General features: G+C 62.3%; 14 protein-coding genes and 1 tRNA gene. 10 read left to right on the plus strand and 5 right to left on the minus strand.

Annotation, left to right across the window (positions count from 1 at the left end):
* Positions 1 to 2: 2 nt before the first annotated feature.
* Both EDY99_RS21750 and EDY99_RS21755 read right to left on the minus strand, forming a co-directional pair.
* On the minus strand, positions 3 to 554 hold the full coding sequence (locus tag EDY99_RS21750) for an isochorismatase family protein (protein ID WP_046688011.1): 552 nt from the start codon (positions 552 to 554) through the stop codon (positions 3 to 5).
* Positions 555 to 654: 100 nt separating this feature from the next.
* Positions 655 to 2043: an amidohydrolase family protein gene (locus EDY99_RS21755; protein WP_033645103.1), complete on the minus strand. Its 1389-nt coding sequence runs from the start codon at positions 2041 to 2043 to the stop codon at positions 655 to 657.
* A 208-nt stretch (positions 2044 to 2251) separates the two neighbouring features.
* Here EDY99_RS21755 and EDY99_RS21760 point away from each other — a divergent pair, with 208 nt between their 5' ends.
* Complete coding sequence (locus tag EDY99_RS21760) at positions 2252 to 2872, plus strand: nucleotidyltransferase domain-containing protein (RefSeq protein ID WP_033645102.1); 621 nt, start codon at positions 2252 to 2254, stop codon at positions 2870 to 2872.
* Positions 2823 to 3263: a hypothetical protein gene (locus EDY99_RS21765; RefSeq protein ID WP_033645101.1), complete on the plus strand. Its 441-nt coding sequence runs from the start codon at positions 2823 to 2825 to the stop codon at positions 3261 to 3263. Before EDY99_RS21760 ends, EDY99_RS21765 begins: the two co-directional genes overlap by 50 nt.
* 6 nt (positions 3264 to 3269) lie before the next feature.
* Here EDY99_RS21765 and EDY99_RS21770 read toward each other — a convergent pair whose 3' ends face one another.
* Complete coding sequence (locus tag EDY99_RS21770) at positions 3270 to 4124, minus strand: LysR family transcriptional regulator (RefSeq protein ID WP_060660099.1); 855 nt, start codon at positions 4122 to 4124, stop codon at positions 3270 to 3272.
* 126 nt (positions 4125 to 4250) lie between these two features.
* Between EDY99_RS21770 and EDY99_RS21775 the strand changes: the two genes are divergently transcribed.
* The 3 genes from EDY99_RS21775 (at position 4251) to EDY99_RS24700 (ending at position 7062) form a co-directional block, all read left to right on the plus strand.
* Positions 4251 to 5450 carry a cyanate transporter gene (locus EDY99_RS21775; RefSeq protein WP_033645099.1) on the plus strand — a complete coding sequence of 400 codons (1200 nt, stop codon included), beginning with the start codon at positions 4251 to 4253 and terminating at the stop codon, positions 5448 to 5450.
* A 75-nt stretch (positions 5451 to 5525) separates the two neighbouring features.
* Entirely contained in the window at positions 5526 to 6869 is a 1344-nt protein-coding gene (locus EDY99_RS21780) for an esterase-like activity of phytase family protein (protein WP_123062061.1), read from the plus strand.
* Positions 6870 to 6967: 98 nt separating this feature from the next.
* Positions 6968 to 7062: transfer RNA gene (locus EDY99_RS24700), tRNA-Sec, on the plus strand.
* Between the two features lie 147 nt (positions 7063 to 7209).
* Here EDY99_RS24700 and EDY99_RS21785 read toward each other — a convergent pair.
* Together EDY99_RS21785 and EDY99_RS21790 are read right to left on the minus strand one after the other, a co-directional pair.
* Positions 7210 to 7548 (minus strand): colicin E1 family microcin immunity protein, encoded by a 339-nt coding sequence (locus tag EDY99_RS21785; RefSeq protein ID WP_123062062.1) that lies wholly within the window; start codon positions 7546 to 7548, stop codon positions 7210 to 7212.
* Between the two features lie 199 nt (positions 7549 to 7747).
* Positions 7748 to 8650, minus strand: a complete 903-nt coding sequence (locus tag EDY99_RS21790; RefSeq protein ID WP_046688564.1) for a LysR family transcriptional regulator — start codon at positions 8648 to 8650, stop codon at positions 7748 to 7750.
* A gap of 140 nt (positions 8651 to 8790) precedes the next feature.
* On the opposite strand from EDY99_RS21790, the gene EDY99_RS21795 reads away from it, so the two are divergent.
* From EDY99_RS21795 to EDY99_RS21815, 5 genes are read left to right on the plus strand one after another with little or no spacing between them, the layout of a single operon-like run.
* Positions 8791 to 10326, plus strand: coding sequence for an MFS transporter (locus EDY99_RS21795; protein WP_033645079.1), 1536 nt, complete (start codon positions 8791 to 8793; stop codon positions 10324 to 10326).
* Between the two features lie 41 nt (positions 10327 to 10367).
* Complete coding sequence (locus tag EDY99_RS21800) at positions 10368 to 11411, plus strand: HlyD family secretion protein (RefSeq protein WP_047573192.1); 1044 nt, start codon at positions 10368 to 10370, stop codon at positions 11409 to 11411.
* Positions 11408 to 12853: an efflux transporter outer membrane subunit gene (locus EDY99_RS21805; protein ID WP_069100554.1), complete on the plus strand. Its 1446-nt coding sequence runs from the start codon at positions 11408 to 11410 to the stop codon at positions 12851 to 12853. Before EDY99_RS21800 ends, EDY99_RS21805 begins: the two co-directional genes overlap by 4 nt.
* The gene (locus EDY99_RS21810) at positions 12834 to 13607 is read left to right on the plus strand and encodes a siderophore-interacting protein (protein WP_033645076.1); all 774 of its coding nucleotides are present in this window, start codon (positions 12834 to 12836) and stop codon (positions 13605 to 13607) included. Before EDY99_RS21805 ends, EDY99_RS21810 begins: the two co-directional genes overlap by 20 nt.
* 21 nt (positions 13608 to 13628) lie before the next feature.
* Positions 13629 to 14072 carry a universal stress protein gene (locus EDY99_RS21815; RefSeq protein WP_033645075.1) on the plus strand — a complete coding sequence of 148 codons (444 nt, stop codon included), beginning with the start codon at positions 13629 to 13631 and terminating at the stop codon, positions 14070 to 14072.
* Positions 14073 to 14109 lie beyond the last annotated feature (37 nt).

A 14109-nucleotide genomic window follows, 5' to 3' on the forward strand; every position in this document is an offset into this window, starting at 1 on the left:
GGTTACTCCTGTGCGAGTTGCGCCAGCGCCTCATCCACGCTGGCGATGCGGGCGAAACGATCGACCAGTACGGTTTCAGTATGCCGCTTCAACTGCGCGGGGGTAAAGACTTCGCCGCCGGGATGGCGCATCGGGAAGGTTAACGTCGCCTCAGTGACGAAAGTCACCCGATAACCGAGATCGGACGCCACCCGGGTGGTGGTTTCGCAGCACTGCTCGGTGCGGATGCCGGAGACGATCAGGTGGTTGATGTCCCGCTCGCGCAGCCAGGCGTTGAGGCCGGATTCGGTCAGCGCATTGTGCACATGCTTGTGTATGGTGATATCCGCCTGGTGGGTGAGGAACGGCAGGCGCTGCACATGGCCCGAAGCCAGTGAGAACGGCCCTTGCGGCGAAACGTGCAGCACGTCGACCAGGGCCGCGCCGCGCTGTCGGCAGCCCGCGATCAGGCGGGTCAGCGCCTGTTGAAACGCCGGCAGATCGTCCTCCTGCCAGAATGGACGGTGCTGGAATGATTGCTGGACATCGATGATCAATAACGCGCTCTGTGACATTTTCGGCCCTCCGCCAGTGTGTGTAGCGACCATCTTGCGCCGCGCCTTACTCTGGCAGAAGGCCAAAAACGGCCATCATGATGACAACAACGGACCGACCTTAGGCTTTGCTCACCTGGCCGGCGACCAGGCGCCCCTGATGGAAGGTGGCGCTGCGCGCCGGCAGACGGGCGACCGCCTCGGCGGAACAGCTGGCGTTGACCAGCACGAACTCGGCGGCATCGCCGGCTTTCGGCCAGGCGCGCTGCCCCTTATCGTCCAGCGGCAGCACGCCGCCGGTGGAGATGGCCATGGCGCGCGACAGGTGATACTCGTCGGAACCGCGGTACAGCTGGGCGTACAGATTGGCCTTCTCCAGGATGTCGCCGGTGCCGAACGGCGACCAGTGGTCGATCACGCTGTCGGTGCCGGTCATCACGAACACCCCTTTCTCACTGAGCTGCGGCAGCGGCATCATCAGGCCGCCGATCGGCACCGTGGAGGCGATGGTGATCTGCTGCGCCGCCAGCCGGGTGGCGGTTTCCGCCAGTTCGCCCGGCGTCAACGTGGTCAGGGCGAAAGCGTGGCTAATGGTGACCTTGCCGCGCAGCGCTGGGTTTTTCTCCACGGTGGTGATCATGTAGTTGATGGCGGCGACCCCGGCCGGGCTGGTTTCATGCAGGTGGATATCCACGCCTTTGCCGGTATCGAGGGCGATCTGGAACATGGCGTCGAGCGATTTCTCCATCGCGCCGTCGACGTTGGTCGGATCCAGCCCGCCGACGTACTGCACGCCCATCTGCATCGCTTCGCGCATCAGCGCATCGACCCTGGAGTGCAGCAGGCCGTGCTGCGGGAAGGCGACGATTTCACAGCTGAAGTCCGCCCGGTGGTTTTCCAGCGCGCGCTGCAGGTGCTCCAGGCTTTTCAGGCCGCTGACCGGATCGATATTGCAGTGGCTGCGTGCCACGGTGCTGCCTTTGGACTGCAGCAAGGCGATCAGGTTTTCCGCCCGTTGCTGCGAGGTGGGCAGCAGTGTCGGGATCAGTGTCTGCTCCAGCGCGATCATGTCCATGATGGTTTTGCCCTGGCGCGGGCGCGGCGCCTGCCACGGGCCGCTGTAGAAGGTTTTATCCAGGTGGATGTGCATGTCGCGAAATGCCGGCAGCAGCAGCCGGCCCTGCGCCTTATAGCGGGGCACGCCGGCCGGCAACGCGGCGTTGGCGGCGTGAATGGCGGCGATCTTGCCGTCTTTGATCTCCAGGGTGTACAGCGCGGTGCGGGTGCCGATCACCGTTTCGCCGTCGTATTCAAAGCCGTCTTCCAGCCGCACCTCGCTCAGGCAGTAGTGGCGATCGGTCAGGGTCATCGGCGTTGGCGCACACGGCTCGCCGCCAGGCGAAGCGGCCTGCGCCATGCCGCCGGTCAGGCCGATCACCGCGCAGGCGGTGGTGAGTTTGCCGGTTTGGCTGAGGAAGGCTCTGCGGCCCGGTTGTTGAGGGTTTTCCACGTTCGGTTCCTTAATCCAGAGGTGAGGTGGGTGAAAACATCCCCCAATTTAGGAGAGGAACCGGCCGGTTGGCAGCGACATTTGCCACTGGTGACTATTCGATTTGGTAATGACCGGCGTGCGCCGGGGCAAGGATTTTCCTGGCTTGCTCTTTCGTAGCTTTAATGGCTACATTTGTAGTCATTAAAGCTACATTGAGGTCAGCGTTATGCACGATCCGATGCTCGAGTTGCTGTTCAGCGAATACCGTAGAAAAGTGCTAAGCCTGCTGTTTATTGAAGCCGGGCGTGCGTTTCATGTGCGAGAAATTGCGCGGCGCACCGCAACTCAGGCCGGCACTTTACATAAAGAGTTGAGCAGGTTGGCGGAGAGCGGCATCTTGCTCAGGCAGCGGCAGGGCAACCAAATTTGCTATCAGGCCAACGCCGATTGCCTGATTTTCCCTGAGCTGGCGGCGATTTTCCGCAAGGTTTGCGGGCCGGCGGAGTGCTTAAGGCAGACATTGGCAGCGTTTGGCGAAGCTATTGAACGCGCTTTTATTTTTGGTTCTGTCGCCAGTGGCAAAGCGACGGCGGCCAGTGATATCGATGTTCTGATCGTCGGCAAACTGTCTTTTGCGGAGGTGATTCAGGCGGTTTACCCGCTGCAGGCAACGCTGGGTCGGGAAATTAACCCCAAACTGTATTCGCCTGAAGAGTGGCGAGCGGCTTTGGCCGAGAACTCCGCGTTTATTCAGGACATTATGGATAAACCCCAACTCTGGATTGTGGGAGACAAGGATGACGCTGGACAATCTGGTCGGGCTGGGACTGGAGGTGATAACGCCTGACGCGGGGGCGATTAAAAAATTGCTGGCCGCCGCCGCTCGCAACCGACGCGATGCGGGTATCACTCAGCTTAGCAATGAGAGCCGTTTCGACACGGCATACAAGGCGGTCATGCAAATGGCGAATGCCGCTTTACAAGCCAAAGGATACCGCACGCTGACCAGCAAACCCGGCCATCACCAGATCATGATCCAATCGTTGCCGCTCACCGTAGGGCTGCCGCGAGAGGAAATGATCTGCCTGGATGCATTGCGAAAACAGCGCAACGTGGCGGATTATTCCGGCGACTTGGTGACGGACGCGGCGGTACAGGCTTGCCTTGAGCAGACAGAAGCGCTGTGGGTACGGATTATCGACTGGCTGCAGCGCGAACATCCGCAGATAGTGGCGTAAGATGCCTTACTTCAGCCCGCAAAACGCCGCCAGCCGCTGGGCCAGCGCCAGCGTGGCGGCGGGGGCGCCGTCGCGGTAGTAGAGCGCCAGTTCGAAGCTGTCTATCGGCGGCAATCCTTCGGCCGCGCCCAGCACCCGGTGCGTCGCCAGACGGCAGCCGGCCGGCAGCAGGGTGACGCCCAGCCCGGCGGCGGAGGCGGCGGTCAGCGCCGCCAGGCTGGCGCTGCTGTAGCCGATGCGCCAGCGTTTGCCGAGGTTGTCGAGCGCCTGGCACAGCTCGTCGCGGTACAGGCCGTTCAGTGGAAATACCGCCAGCGGCACCGGCGATTGCTCGATGGCCGGGAAGGCCAGGCTGTCCAGCCACAGCAGCGGTTCCGGCCGCGCGGCGCGCGGCGGTTGCCGGCGGCGCTGCTTCACCAGGATCAGATCCAGCTCTTCACGCGCGTAGGCGTTGTGCAGATCGGCGCTCAGGCCGCTGGCGACGTCCAGCCGCAGGTGCGGGTGCTCGCGGCTGAATTCGGCCAGCAGCCCGGTGGTGGGCACGGCGAAATCTTCCGGCATGCCGATCCGCAGCACGCCGTCGCGCCAGATGCCGGTCAGCGCATCGTGGGCTTCTTCATTCAGCGCGATAATGCGGCGCGCGTAGCTCAACAGCTTGACGCCTTCTTCGGTCAGCAGCACCTGATGCGAGGAACGCTCAAACAGCGGCTTGCCCAGCATCTCTTCCAGCCGGCGCACCTGCTGGCTGACGGTGGACTGCGACAAAAACACCCGCTCTGCGGCGCGGGTGAAGCTGTTGCTGTCGCACACGGCGACGAAGCTGAGCAGCAGCTGCGGATTGAACATCGGGTAGCGATTCATTTTCCCACTGTTGGCTATTTTATTATTTAATTTCCCAATACTAGCGGCGTTGCCTACAGTAACGCAACGCTGCGGCGATCGCGCTGTGACGCCGCACTCTTCATTTCGCAGTACCAGGAATATGCCGTGTTAAATCATTCTGTTAATTCACCTTCTCCACGCCGCTGGCTCAACCCTCTGCTGCTGGCGCTGGTGTTGATCGGCCTGAACATGCGGCCGCTGTTGACCTCGATTGGCCCGTTGCTGCCGACGTTGCGCCAGGCTACCGGGCTGAGTTTTGGCGGCGCGGCGCTGTTGACCACGCTGCCGGTGCTGATGATGGGCCTGATGGCGCTGGCGGGCGGCGCCATCAACCGACTGTTCAGCGAACGCAGCGCCGTGGCGTTGAGCCTGCTGGCGATCGGGCTGGGCGCGCTTTGGCGCGAACTGGCCCCCGGCAGCGTGCAACTGCTGATGAGCGCGGTGCTGGGCGGGCTCGGCATCGGGGTGATCCAGGCGGTGATGCCCGGCATCATCAAGCATCACTTCCTCAAAAGCATGGCGCTGGTGGCCGGGCTGTGGTCGGCGGCGCTGATGGGCGGTGGCGGGTTGGGGGCGGCGATCACCCCGTGGCTGATGAGCGTAGGGCACGACTGGCACAGCGCACTGGCCTGGTGGGCGTTGCCGGCCCTGGTGGCGCTGCTGGCCTGGTGGCCGGTCAGCCGTGGGCTGTCTCGCCTGGGCGCGGCGGGCGAAAACCGCGGGCCAAGCCTGCTGCGCAACCGGCGCGCCTGGCTGCTCGGCGCCTATTTCGGCCTGATCAATGGCGGCTATACCAGCCTGATTGCGTGGCTGCCGCCGTATTACATGCAGCTCGGCTGGCAGCCGCAGGCCAGCGGTTCGCTGCTGGCGCTGATGACCTTCGGCCAGGTGGTGGGGGCGCTGCTGTTGCCGGCGCTGGCGTGCAATCATGACCGGCGGCCGCTGCTGTTGCTGGCGCTGATGATGCAACTGATCGGTTTTATCGGCCTGATTTACCTGCCGCAAACGCTGCCGTGGCTGTGGGTGTTGCTTTCCGGGCTGGGGTTGGGCGGCGCGTTCCCGCTGTGCCTGGTGTTGGCGCTCGATCACCTGCACCAGCCGGCGGCGGCCGGGCGGCTGGTGGCCTTTATGCAGGGCGTTGGCTTCCTGCTGGCGGGTGTCACGCCTTACCTTTCCGGCCTGCTGCGCGACTACAGCGGCGGCTTCGTGCTGGACTGGCAGATCCACGCGCTGCTGGTGGTGGTGCTGATCGCCATCACCTGGCGCTTCCATCCGCACAGCTACCGGCGGGCGTTCGCCGAATAATATTTCTGTCATTGCCGCTCCCTATAGTGACGTTGCTTTTACTTCTGGGCGATAACAACGAAAAGGGACAATGACATGCACAACACCAAAACCCGGCTGGCGCTGCTGGTCGGCTGCATGGCGCTGAGCGCCAACCTGTGGGCCGACGCGCAGCCGGTGCCGGCGACGTTGGCGGGGCATGCGCTGCTGCCGGTGAAATCCGCCGTTTCCACACCGAAGGACGCGCCGAGCGATCTGCAGCAGAGCGGCAAATACACCAGCGGGAAACGCGTCACCGAGTTGGGCAGCGTGGCGGGTAAATCCGCCGATCGCCTGACCGGCCTCGGCCTGCCGATCAACGGCCAGCCGCTGCAGGGCCACTCCGGCATCAAACACATGCCCGACGGCACCTACTGGGTGCTGACCGACAATGGTTTCGGCAGCAAGGCCAACTCCCCGGACGCCATGCTGTACCTCAACCACTACAAGATCGATTTCAAAGACGGCACGGTCGCGCCGCTGAAGACGGTGTTCCTGCACGATCCGGATAAAAAGGTGCCGTTCCACATCATCAACGAGAGCACCGAGCAGCGCTATCTGACCGGCAGCGATTTCGATCCGGAAAGCTTCCAGTTTGCCGACGATGCCTTATGGATCGGTGAAGAGTTCGGGCCTTACCTAATCAAGGCCGACCTGAACGGCAAGGTGCTGGCGGTGTTCGACACCAAAGTGGACGGCAAGGTGGTGAAATCGCCGGACAACCCGACGCTGACCCTGCCGGGCGCGCCGGACGGCAAACAGAACTTCCAGGTGGCGCGTTCCAAAGGCTTTGAAGGCATGGCCGCCTCACCGGACGGCAGTAAGCTGTACCCGCTGCTGGAAGGGGCGCTGTGGGATGGCGAACAGTTCGAGAACGTCGGCGGCAAACGCTACCTGCGGGTGCTGGAGTTCGACGTCAAACAGCAGGCATGGACCGGCCGCAGCTGGCAGTACGTACTGGAAGACAACCAGAATGCCATCGGCGACTTCAACATGATCGACGCCACCCACGGGCTGGTGATCGAGCGCGACAACGGCGAAGGCACGCCGGATAAAGCCTGCGCCGCCGGCGCGCCAACCGACAACTGCTTCAGCCAGGTGGCCAAGTTCAAGCGAGTGTATAAAATCGCTTTCTCGGACGCCAACGTCGGCAAACCGGTCGAAAAACTGGGCTATATCGACCTGATGAACATTCAGGATCCGAACAAGCTGGCGCGCAAGCCACTGAACGACGGCGTGCTGACCTTCCCGTTCTTCACCATTGAGAACGTGGACGTGGTGGACGCCAACCACATCATCATCGGCAACGACAACAACTTCCCGTTCTCCTCCAGCCGCCAGCCCAATATGGCGGATGACAACGAGTTCATCCTGCTGGACGTGAAGGATTTCCTGAAGTAGCGCTCCCCGGCCGCCGAATCGCCGGCGGCCGCCATTTCCCGCTTAGCGCAGCGAACAAACTGCGCTATAATCAGCGCCTTGCTTCTTCTCTTCTCCAAGGAAGATCCTCGTCCCCGGTGGGGCGGCCGGACTTCAAATCCGGTTGGGGCCGCCAGCGGTCCTGGGCAGGTTCGACTCCTGTGATCTTCCGCCAATCAATGTCTCCCAATCTCCTCTGTGATTGTCGGCTCCGGTAGGGGTAATTTGCTTCTTTCGCTTTGTGATAGCGCAGCTTGCGTGGGTAGAAGAAACGTTCATGAAGAAGGACTATGAGGCAGTAAGCCGTTGACGTAAAAACCGCTTACGCGGCCTTTTTATTTCTGAGAAACAGGGCAAGCAGATACAGGGCGCCCAGCGGCAGGGCCATGACATAACAGAATGCATAATACAGGATCAGCACGCCATTTTTGCCTATGGTATCGGCGAACAGTCCGCGGTGCCAAAATTCTTCACTCGTGAACTGCAGGGCGGCCATTTCAGTGCCTTTTTTAGCACAGGGATACAGTAAAAAGCTCAGGATGGAGAGGATCAACGAAAGTGCGATATTCACCATGTCCTGGAAAGAATAGATGTAATAAAGCGCGATAAAAAAGTAAGTCACGCCCCACACCTGACTTTTCCAATAATACGCTTTGGCCATTTGTGCCTCCCTGGACATGACTTCCTTTCTGTTTTCGTGCTTGGCGAAATGGAATATCGATGCCATTGCCCGCGTTGCGCGGTTTACCCAAGACGTCTGAGTATGCGCAGGGCTTCGGCAAAATGCCATATTACCGGCTTATCTGGCAGGCGTATTTGGGTTCTGTCGCGAGCGTCCCTCTCCCCAACACATAGCCCCCTCACTCCCGCTGCAAAAAGAACTGCTTGATGGTCTGCCGCAGCCAGCGGTGCGCCGGATCGCGATCCAGGCGCGGGTGCCAGGCCTGGACGATAAACACCGATTCAAGCTCGAGCGGCAGCTCGATCTCCGCCAACGGCAGGTGGATGTTGCTCACCCCCTGCAGCACGTGGCGCGGCAGCGGCAGGATAAAGTCCGATTTCATGGTCAGCATCATCGCCGAATGGAAGCCCGGCAGGGTCAGGGCGACGTTGCGCTGCAGGCCGAGATCGCGCAGCGCGTCGTCGATCGGCCCTTGCGTGCGCCCGCGGCGGGAGACGCTGATATGCGGGTAATGAGTCAGGGTTTCGGGCGTTACCCGGCCGATAATTGGGTGCCCAGGGCGCACCAGCGCCTGAAAGGTGCTGGTGAACAGGCTCTGCGTCTTGATTTCCGGGTGCCAGTCGCGTGAGGAGCCGATCACCAGATCCACCTTGCCGCTGCGCAGCGCATCATCCTCGCCGTCGCTTTCTGCGATAAACTTCAGGCCGCTTAACGGCGCCATGTCCCGCAGCGTCTCCAGCAGGCCGCCCGCCAGCGCGCCGATAAAAATGTCGTTGGCGCGAATGGTGAAGGTTCGGGTCAGCTTGCCGGGCTCGAAGGATTCACTCGGCGCGATCAGCGCGGCGGCCTGTTCGATGATATCGCCGAGCTGGCGTTTCAACTCCAGCGCGCGCGGCGTCGGCACCAGATGCTTGCCGGCCCTGACCATGATCGGATCGTCGAACTGCCGGCGGATGCGCCCCAGAATGCGGCTCATTGCCGGCGCGCTCAGATTCATCTTCTCGGCGGCGCCGCTCACGCTGCCTTCTTCCAGCAGCAGATTCAGCGCATAGATCAGGTTGAAATCAATTTTTTGCGGCATGGCCTCTCCGGTGGTGGTGCGCTCAATGGATTGCGTTTTGTGCAACTAGTTAATTACATCATTTCATTTTAAACAATCCAAATAAGCCCGGATACTGCCCACGACAACAAAGATTGAGGCTGAAACAGCAGGAGTGGGGAATGGTTGAGGTGTCTGTTACGCCGCATCACAAGAATAGATGGCTCGCCAGCGCCGGCGAAATCAACGGCCGTACCTGGCTGGGGTTGTTCGGCGTGTTTTTGGCGGTGATGGCCAGCGGCGTGGGGGAAAACGCCAGCAAGTTCGCGCTGGCGGATATACAGGGCGGCATGCTGCTGAGTTTCGATGCCGGCAGCTGGCTGACCACGTGCTACGTCACCGGTTTTGTGATCGGTTCCGGGTTCACGCCCTGTTTTTGGCCGACCTTTTCGCTGCGCCGGGTGGCGCTGACGATGTGCGGCATTTACCTGGCCGGCGGGCTGCTGACGCCCTGGCTGAGAGAACAATATGGCGTGCTGCTGGCGGTGCGCAGCCTGCAGGGCTTCGCCGGCGGCGCGTTGCCGCCGATGCTGATGACGGTGGTGCTGCGTTTTATGCCGCCGCTGATCAAGGTGCTGGGGCTGGGCGCCTACGGCTGGGTCTCGGCCTGGAGCGCTACGCTGGGCGCCACCGCCGCCGCCTTCGCCTTTCACTGGGGCTGGAGCGGATATTTCTACTGGAACCTGCCGCTGATGGCGATCGCCGCCGTGTGCATCGGTTACGGCCTGCCGCAGGATCCGTTGCGGCTGGAGCGCCTGCGGCAGTTCAACTGGCGCGGCCTGCTGCTCGGCGGCATGGCGCTCGGCATGCTGACGATGGGCATCTCACAGGGGGAGCGCCTCGACTGGCTGAACTCGCCGCTGATCTACGTTTTATTGTTGGGCGGCATTGGGCTATTGGCATTATTTCTGATTAACGAATGGTATCACCCGCTGCCTTTTTTCAATTTGCAGCTATTAAGCAAAAGGAACTTGTCCTTCTCCTTAATTACGCTGGGTGGCGTGCTGTTAATTATGGTGTCGCTGGTCAATATCACGTCGGGATATTTATCCGCGATTCAGGGTTACCGTCAGGAACAAACCTCCGACTTAATGCTGTGGGTGGCGTTGCCGCAATTAATTACGCTGCCGATCGTCGCCATAATTTGCAATACGCCGCGGGTGGATTGCCGCTGGGTGCTGGCGATCAGCCTGCTGTTGATGGCCACCGCCTGCGTACTGGCCGCCCAGCTGACGCCGGAATGGAACGGCGACACGTTTCGCGTCATCGCACTGTTGCAGGCGATTGCTCAACCGATGGCGATCATCCCGTTGCTGATGCAGGCGACCGGCGGGCTGTTGCCGACCGACGGGCCGTTTGCGGCGGCCTGGTTCAACGCGGTGAAAGGTTTCGCCGCCACCGCGGCCGGCGGCGCCATCGCACTGCTCAGCCGGCAGCGCGGGGATTATCACGCCGGTACGATCGCCGACGGCTTCGGCTCGGCCTATAGCCGCGCATCGGGATCGGCGGAGCAGTTGGCGCAGCTTGCCGCCCGGCAGGGCCACGTGCTGGCCAGCGCCGATCTTTATCTGTTGGTTGCCGGCCTGGCGTTATTACTGACCGCGCTGATTTTAGTTATGCCGACCCGTATTTACCCGCCGCGTTCGGTCGCTGCCTGACATTTTATCATCAGACATAAATATTAAGTGGAGTCACTTTTATGGCTAACAAGAAAGTCGCCGTTGCCGTATTGGCGGTTGCCGTCATTACGCTGGGGTTATTAATCAATAAGTTCTTTATTAAAGAAACACAGCAGAATACCAACGACGCCTATATTCGCGCCGATATCTCGCGTATTTCTCCGCAGATTGCCGGTGAAATTGCGCAGGTGTTGGTCAGGGACAACCAGTGGGTCAAACAGGGGGAATTGCTGGCGGTGATCGACCCGCGTGAATTCAACGTCGCGCTGGCGCAGGCGACGGCCCAGGAGCAATCCGCCCGCGCCCGGCAGGACGACGCCGGGGCCAACCTGACCCGACAGAGCGCGCTGATCGCCGCCGCGTTGGCGGAGCGGCAGGCGGCGCAGGCGGAGCTGGCGTTTGCGCGCCAGGAGCAGAACCGCTACCAGAGAATGGCCAGCAGCGGTGCGGGGTCGCAGCAGGCGGCGCAGCAGGCGACAACGCGGGTGCACACGCTTTCCGCCAATGTGGCGCAGGCGGAGGCGACGCTCAAAGCGGCGCGAAACATGGAGCAGGTGCTGCAAGCCAAGCTGGCGGACAGCGATGCCGAGCTGATGCTGGCGCAGGCGAAGAAAGCGATGGCCGAGCTGAACCTGTCTTACACCCGTATCACCGCGCCGATCGGCGGCGTGATCGGCAAGAAAAGCCTGCGGGTCGGGGAGTTCGTCAAACCGGGCGATGCGCTGCTGGCCATCGTGCCGCAGGACAAGCTGTACATCATCGCCAACTACCAGGAAACCCAGTTGGAAAACATTGCGCACGGGCAGTCGGTAGACATCCATATCGATACCTTTCCCGGCCAAACGCTGAAAGGGCTGGTGGACAGCATCGCGCCGGCTTCCGGCGTCAGCTTCGCGGCCGCGGCGCCGGAGAACGCCACCGGCAACTTCACCAAGATCGTTCAGCGCATCCCGGTGAAGATTGTGTTTGATATCAACAAAGAGCACGCCGCCTTGCTGAGCGCCCTGCGCGTCGGCATGTCTGCGGACGTCAGCATCAATACGCTGGACGGGGGCCTGCAATGAACAGAGTCGTGATCCCGCTGCTGCTGATTGCGCTGAGCGGCTGCCGGGCGGTAGGGCCGGACTACGCTCGGCCGCAGAACGCGCTGCCCGAAAGCTGGGGGGAGCAGGCCGGCGGCGGGGCGCTGCCGGTGGCCTGGTGGTCGATATTCAACGATGCGTCGCTGTCGCAACTGGTGCAGCGCGCGGCGGCCGGCAACCTGGATCTGCAGCTCGCCACGGCGCGCATGCAACAAAGCCGCGCCCTGCTGGGCGTGACGGAGGCGGCGCTGATGCCGGATCTGAGTCTGGACGGCGCTTATCTGCGCCAACGCGCCACCTCGGTGGGCAGCATGGATCCGTCCGGCAACGGCGGAGAGGCGGATTATAACCTCTGGCGCGGCGGAGCCAGCGCCACCTGGGAGCTGGACATGTGGGGCAAGCTGCGTCGCGCGTCGGAAAGTGCGCGCGCCAGCTTCGCCGCTTCGCAGGAGAACCGGCGCGCACTGCTGACGTCGGTGACGGCGGAGGTGGCGAGCGACTATCTGCGCCTGCGCGCCACGCAGCAACAGCTGGCGGTGGCGCAGGAAAACCGCACTACGGCGCTGCGCACGCTGCAGCTGACGCAAAACCGTTATCAGAGCGGCGCGGGCAACGAACTGGATGTCGATCAGGCGCAGGTGCAGTTGGCGCAGGTGGATGCCCTGCTGCCGGCGCTGTTCGATCGGCAGGAACGCTTGATCAACGCCATCAGCCTGCTGTTGGGCGAGCGACCGGGCGCGCTGACAGCGATGTTGTCGCCGACGGGGCCGCTGCCGACGCTGGCGCGCGCCGTGCCGATGGGGGTGCCGTCGGATCTGGCGCTGCGCAGGCCGGATATTCGCGAAGCGGCGGAGCGTTTGCATCAGGCGACCGCCGAGATCGGCGTCGCCACCGCCGACTACTACCCGCGCATCACGCTGACCGGCAATGCGGGTTATCAGGCGTTGGCGCTGGCGGATATGGGCAGTTGGTCCACGCATACCTTCGCCATCGGCCCCGCCCTGTATTTGCCGCTGTTCGACGGGGGGAAAATCACCCAACGGGTGCGCCTGAGCGAATACCGGCAGCAGGAAATGGCCATCGCCTACCAGAAAACGGTGCTGCGCGCCTGGCACGAGATTGACGACGCGCTTGCCGGTTATCGCGCCCAGCAGCGCCGCCAGACGCACCTGGCCGAGGCGCTGGCCGCCAACCGACACGCGTTTGCGCTGGCGCGCGACAGCTATCTGAACGGCGCCAGCGATTTTATCCACGTTCTGAGCACGCAGCGCGCGCTGCTGGATCTGCAGTCCGCGCAAATTGTTTCAGAGGAGGAGACGGCGATCGCCGTGGTGAATATCTATCGAGCGCTGGGCGGCGGCTGGGAACACACCTACCCGTCTGCGGCGCCACAGGAGAAGGCTGATGCACAACACGCTGAATAAGATTGTCGACGAGATGCTGGAAAGGGACACCCGCCGCAAACGGGAGGCCCGGGTGAGCGCCGTGCGGCAAGTCACCGCCCGGATCCGTCGCATCACGTTGAGCGGCGATGATGTGGATAAGTTTATCGCCGATCCGCGCGCGCAGGAGCCGGCCAGTTGGGTCAAAGTGTTCTTCCCGTGGCGCGACACGCTGGCCGGGCGGGCTTACACCCTGAGCGGCATCGACAAACTCGCCCGCACCTTCGATATCGATATGGTACTGCACGGCGAAGGCCCGGCGTCGAACTGGGCGCGCGACGCGATGCCGGGCGACAAGCTGGGGTTCGCCGGCCCTTGTTCCGGCGGCTTCCGATTGTTGCCGCAAACTCGCTGGCTGCTGTTGCTGGGCGATGAGACCGCGTTGCCCGCCATGCGCACCATTCTCGCCTCGCTGTCCGACCCGTTGCCGGTGCTGTGGTTCGCCGAAGTGGGCGATGCGCAGGAGATTCAGGATGTCGATTGTTCCTTCTTGCAGGTGAACAGCTGGCAAATTCGCACGCGCCATTTTGACAGCGTGATGAACAGCCCGCTGGTGCAGGCCGTCAGCCATTGCGAACTGCCGCCCGGCGAAGGGCAGGTGTGGCTGGCCTGCGAGCAGCAGATCGCCGCATACCTGAAGGCGCGCTTTATCAACGAAATGGGCGTCTCCCGTGCGGCGCTGTTTGCCAAGGGGTATTGGAAAAAGGGCGAAGCCAACTTCAAGGGCGCGATTTAACTCAGCCGAACGAGGATTGTTATGATTAAGAGAGTGTTATTGGCGGTGGACTGCTTTGAGCACAGCGGCAATGCCCTGGATTTTATGGCGCGCCTGCAAGGCAGCATCGGCGACGTGATCGTACTGACGGTGGTGGACAATGCCTTCACGCTCAGCCGTAGCGGCCTGCGTTTCGACAGCGAGGAGCGCGAGGAGTATCCCGCCGCGCAACGGGAAGAGGCGCTGGCGGAAAAGCAGGTCGGGCAGGTGACGCGGGCGCTGAAACAGCAGGGTTTCAACGCCCAGGGCTTGCTGGCTGCGGGGACGCCCATCGAGGTGATCCCGGAACAGATGGCGCTGTTCAACTGCGATTTGCTGATCATCTCGCACCGCCACCTGTCTTCGTTGGGGCGCTGGTTGAACGCCTCCGTCACGCGTGGCCTGCTGGATGAGATTGGCCAACCGGTATTGGTGATCCCGCGCTAAGCTATGGGTAAGGGCAGCCGCATGCGGCTGCACGCGT

This window comes from Serratia sp. LS-1 (assembly GCF_003719595.1).
In the GTDB taxonomy this organism is placed as follows: Bacteria; Pseudomonadota; Gammaproteobacteria; order Enterobacterales; family Enterobacteriaceae; genus Serratia; species Serratia ureilytica.

Excerpts from the sequence above, each read along its gene's own strand:
- EDY99_RS21805 (WP_069100554.1), top strand. The coding sequence starts at position 11,408 with ATGAACAGAGTCGTGATCCCGCTGCTGCTGATTGCGCTGAGCGGCTGC.
- EDY99_RS21800 (WP_047573192.1), top strand. The coding sequence starts at position 10,368 with ATGGCTAACAAGAAAGTCGCCGTTGCCGTATTGGCGGTTGCCGTCATT.
- EDY99_RS21810 (WP_033645076.1), top strand. The coding sequence starts at position 12,834 with ATGCACAACACGCTGAATAAGATTGTCGACGAGATGCTGGAAAGGGAC.
- EDY99_RS21785 (WP_123062062.1), bottom strand. The coding sequence starts at position 7,548 with ATGGCCAAAGCGTATTATTGGAAAAGTCAGGTGTGGGGCGTGACTTAC.
- EDY99_RS21760 (WP_033645102.1), top strand. The coding sequence starts at position 2,252 with ATGCACGATCCGATGCTCGAGTTGCTGTTCAGCGAATACCGTAGAAAA.
- EDY99_RS21815 (WP_033645075.1), top strand. The coding sequence starts at position 13,629 with ATGATTAAGAGAGTGTTATTGGCGGTGGACTGCTTTGAGCACAGCGGC.
- EDY99_RS21765 (WP_033645101.1), top strand. The coding sequence starts at position 2,823 with ATGACGCTGGACAATCTGGTCGGGCTGGGACTGGAGGTGATAACGCCT.
- EDY99_RS21780 (WP_123062061.1), top strand. The coding sequence starts at position 5,526 with ATGCACAACACCAAAACCCGGCTGGCGCTGCTGGTCGGCTGCATGGCG.
- EDY99_RS21795 (WP_033645079.1), top strand. The coding sequence starts at position 8,791 with ATGGTTGAGGTGTCTGTTACGCCGCATCACAAGAATAGATGGCTCGCC.
- EDY99_RS21790 (WP_046688564.1), bottom strand. The coding sequence starts at position 8,650 with ATGCCGCAAAAAATTGATTTCAACCTGATCTATGCGCTGAATCTGCTG.
- EDY99_RS21750 (WP_046688011.1), bottom strand. The coding sequence starts at position 554 with ATGTCACAGAGCGCGTTATTGATCATCGATGTCCAGCAATCATTCCAG.
- EDY99_RS21770 (WP_060660099.1), bottom strand. The coding sequence starts at position 4,124 with ATGAATCGCTACCCGATGTTCAATCCGCAGCTGCTGCTCAGCTTCGTC.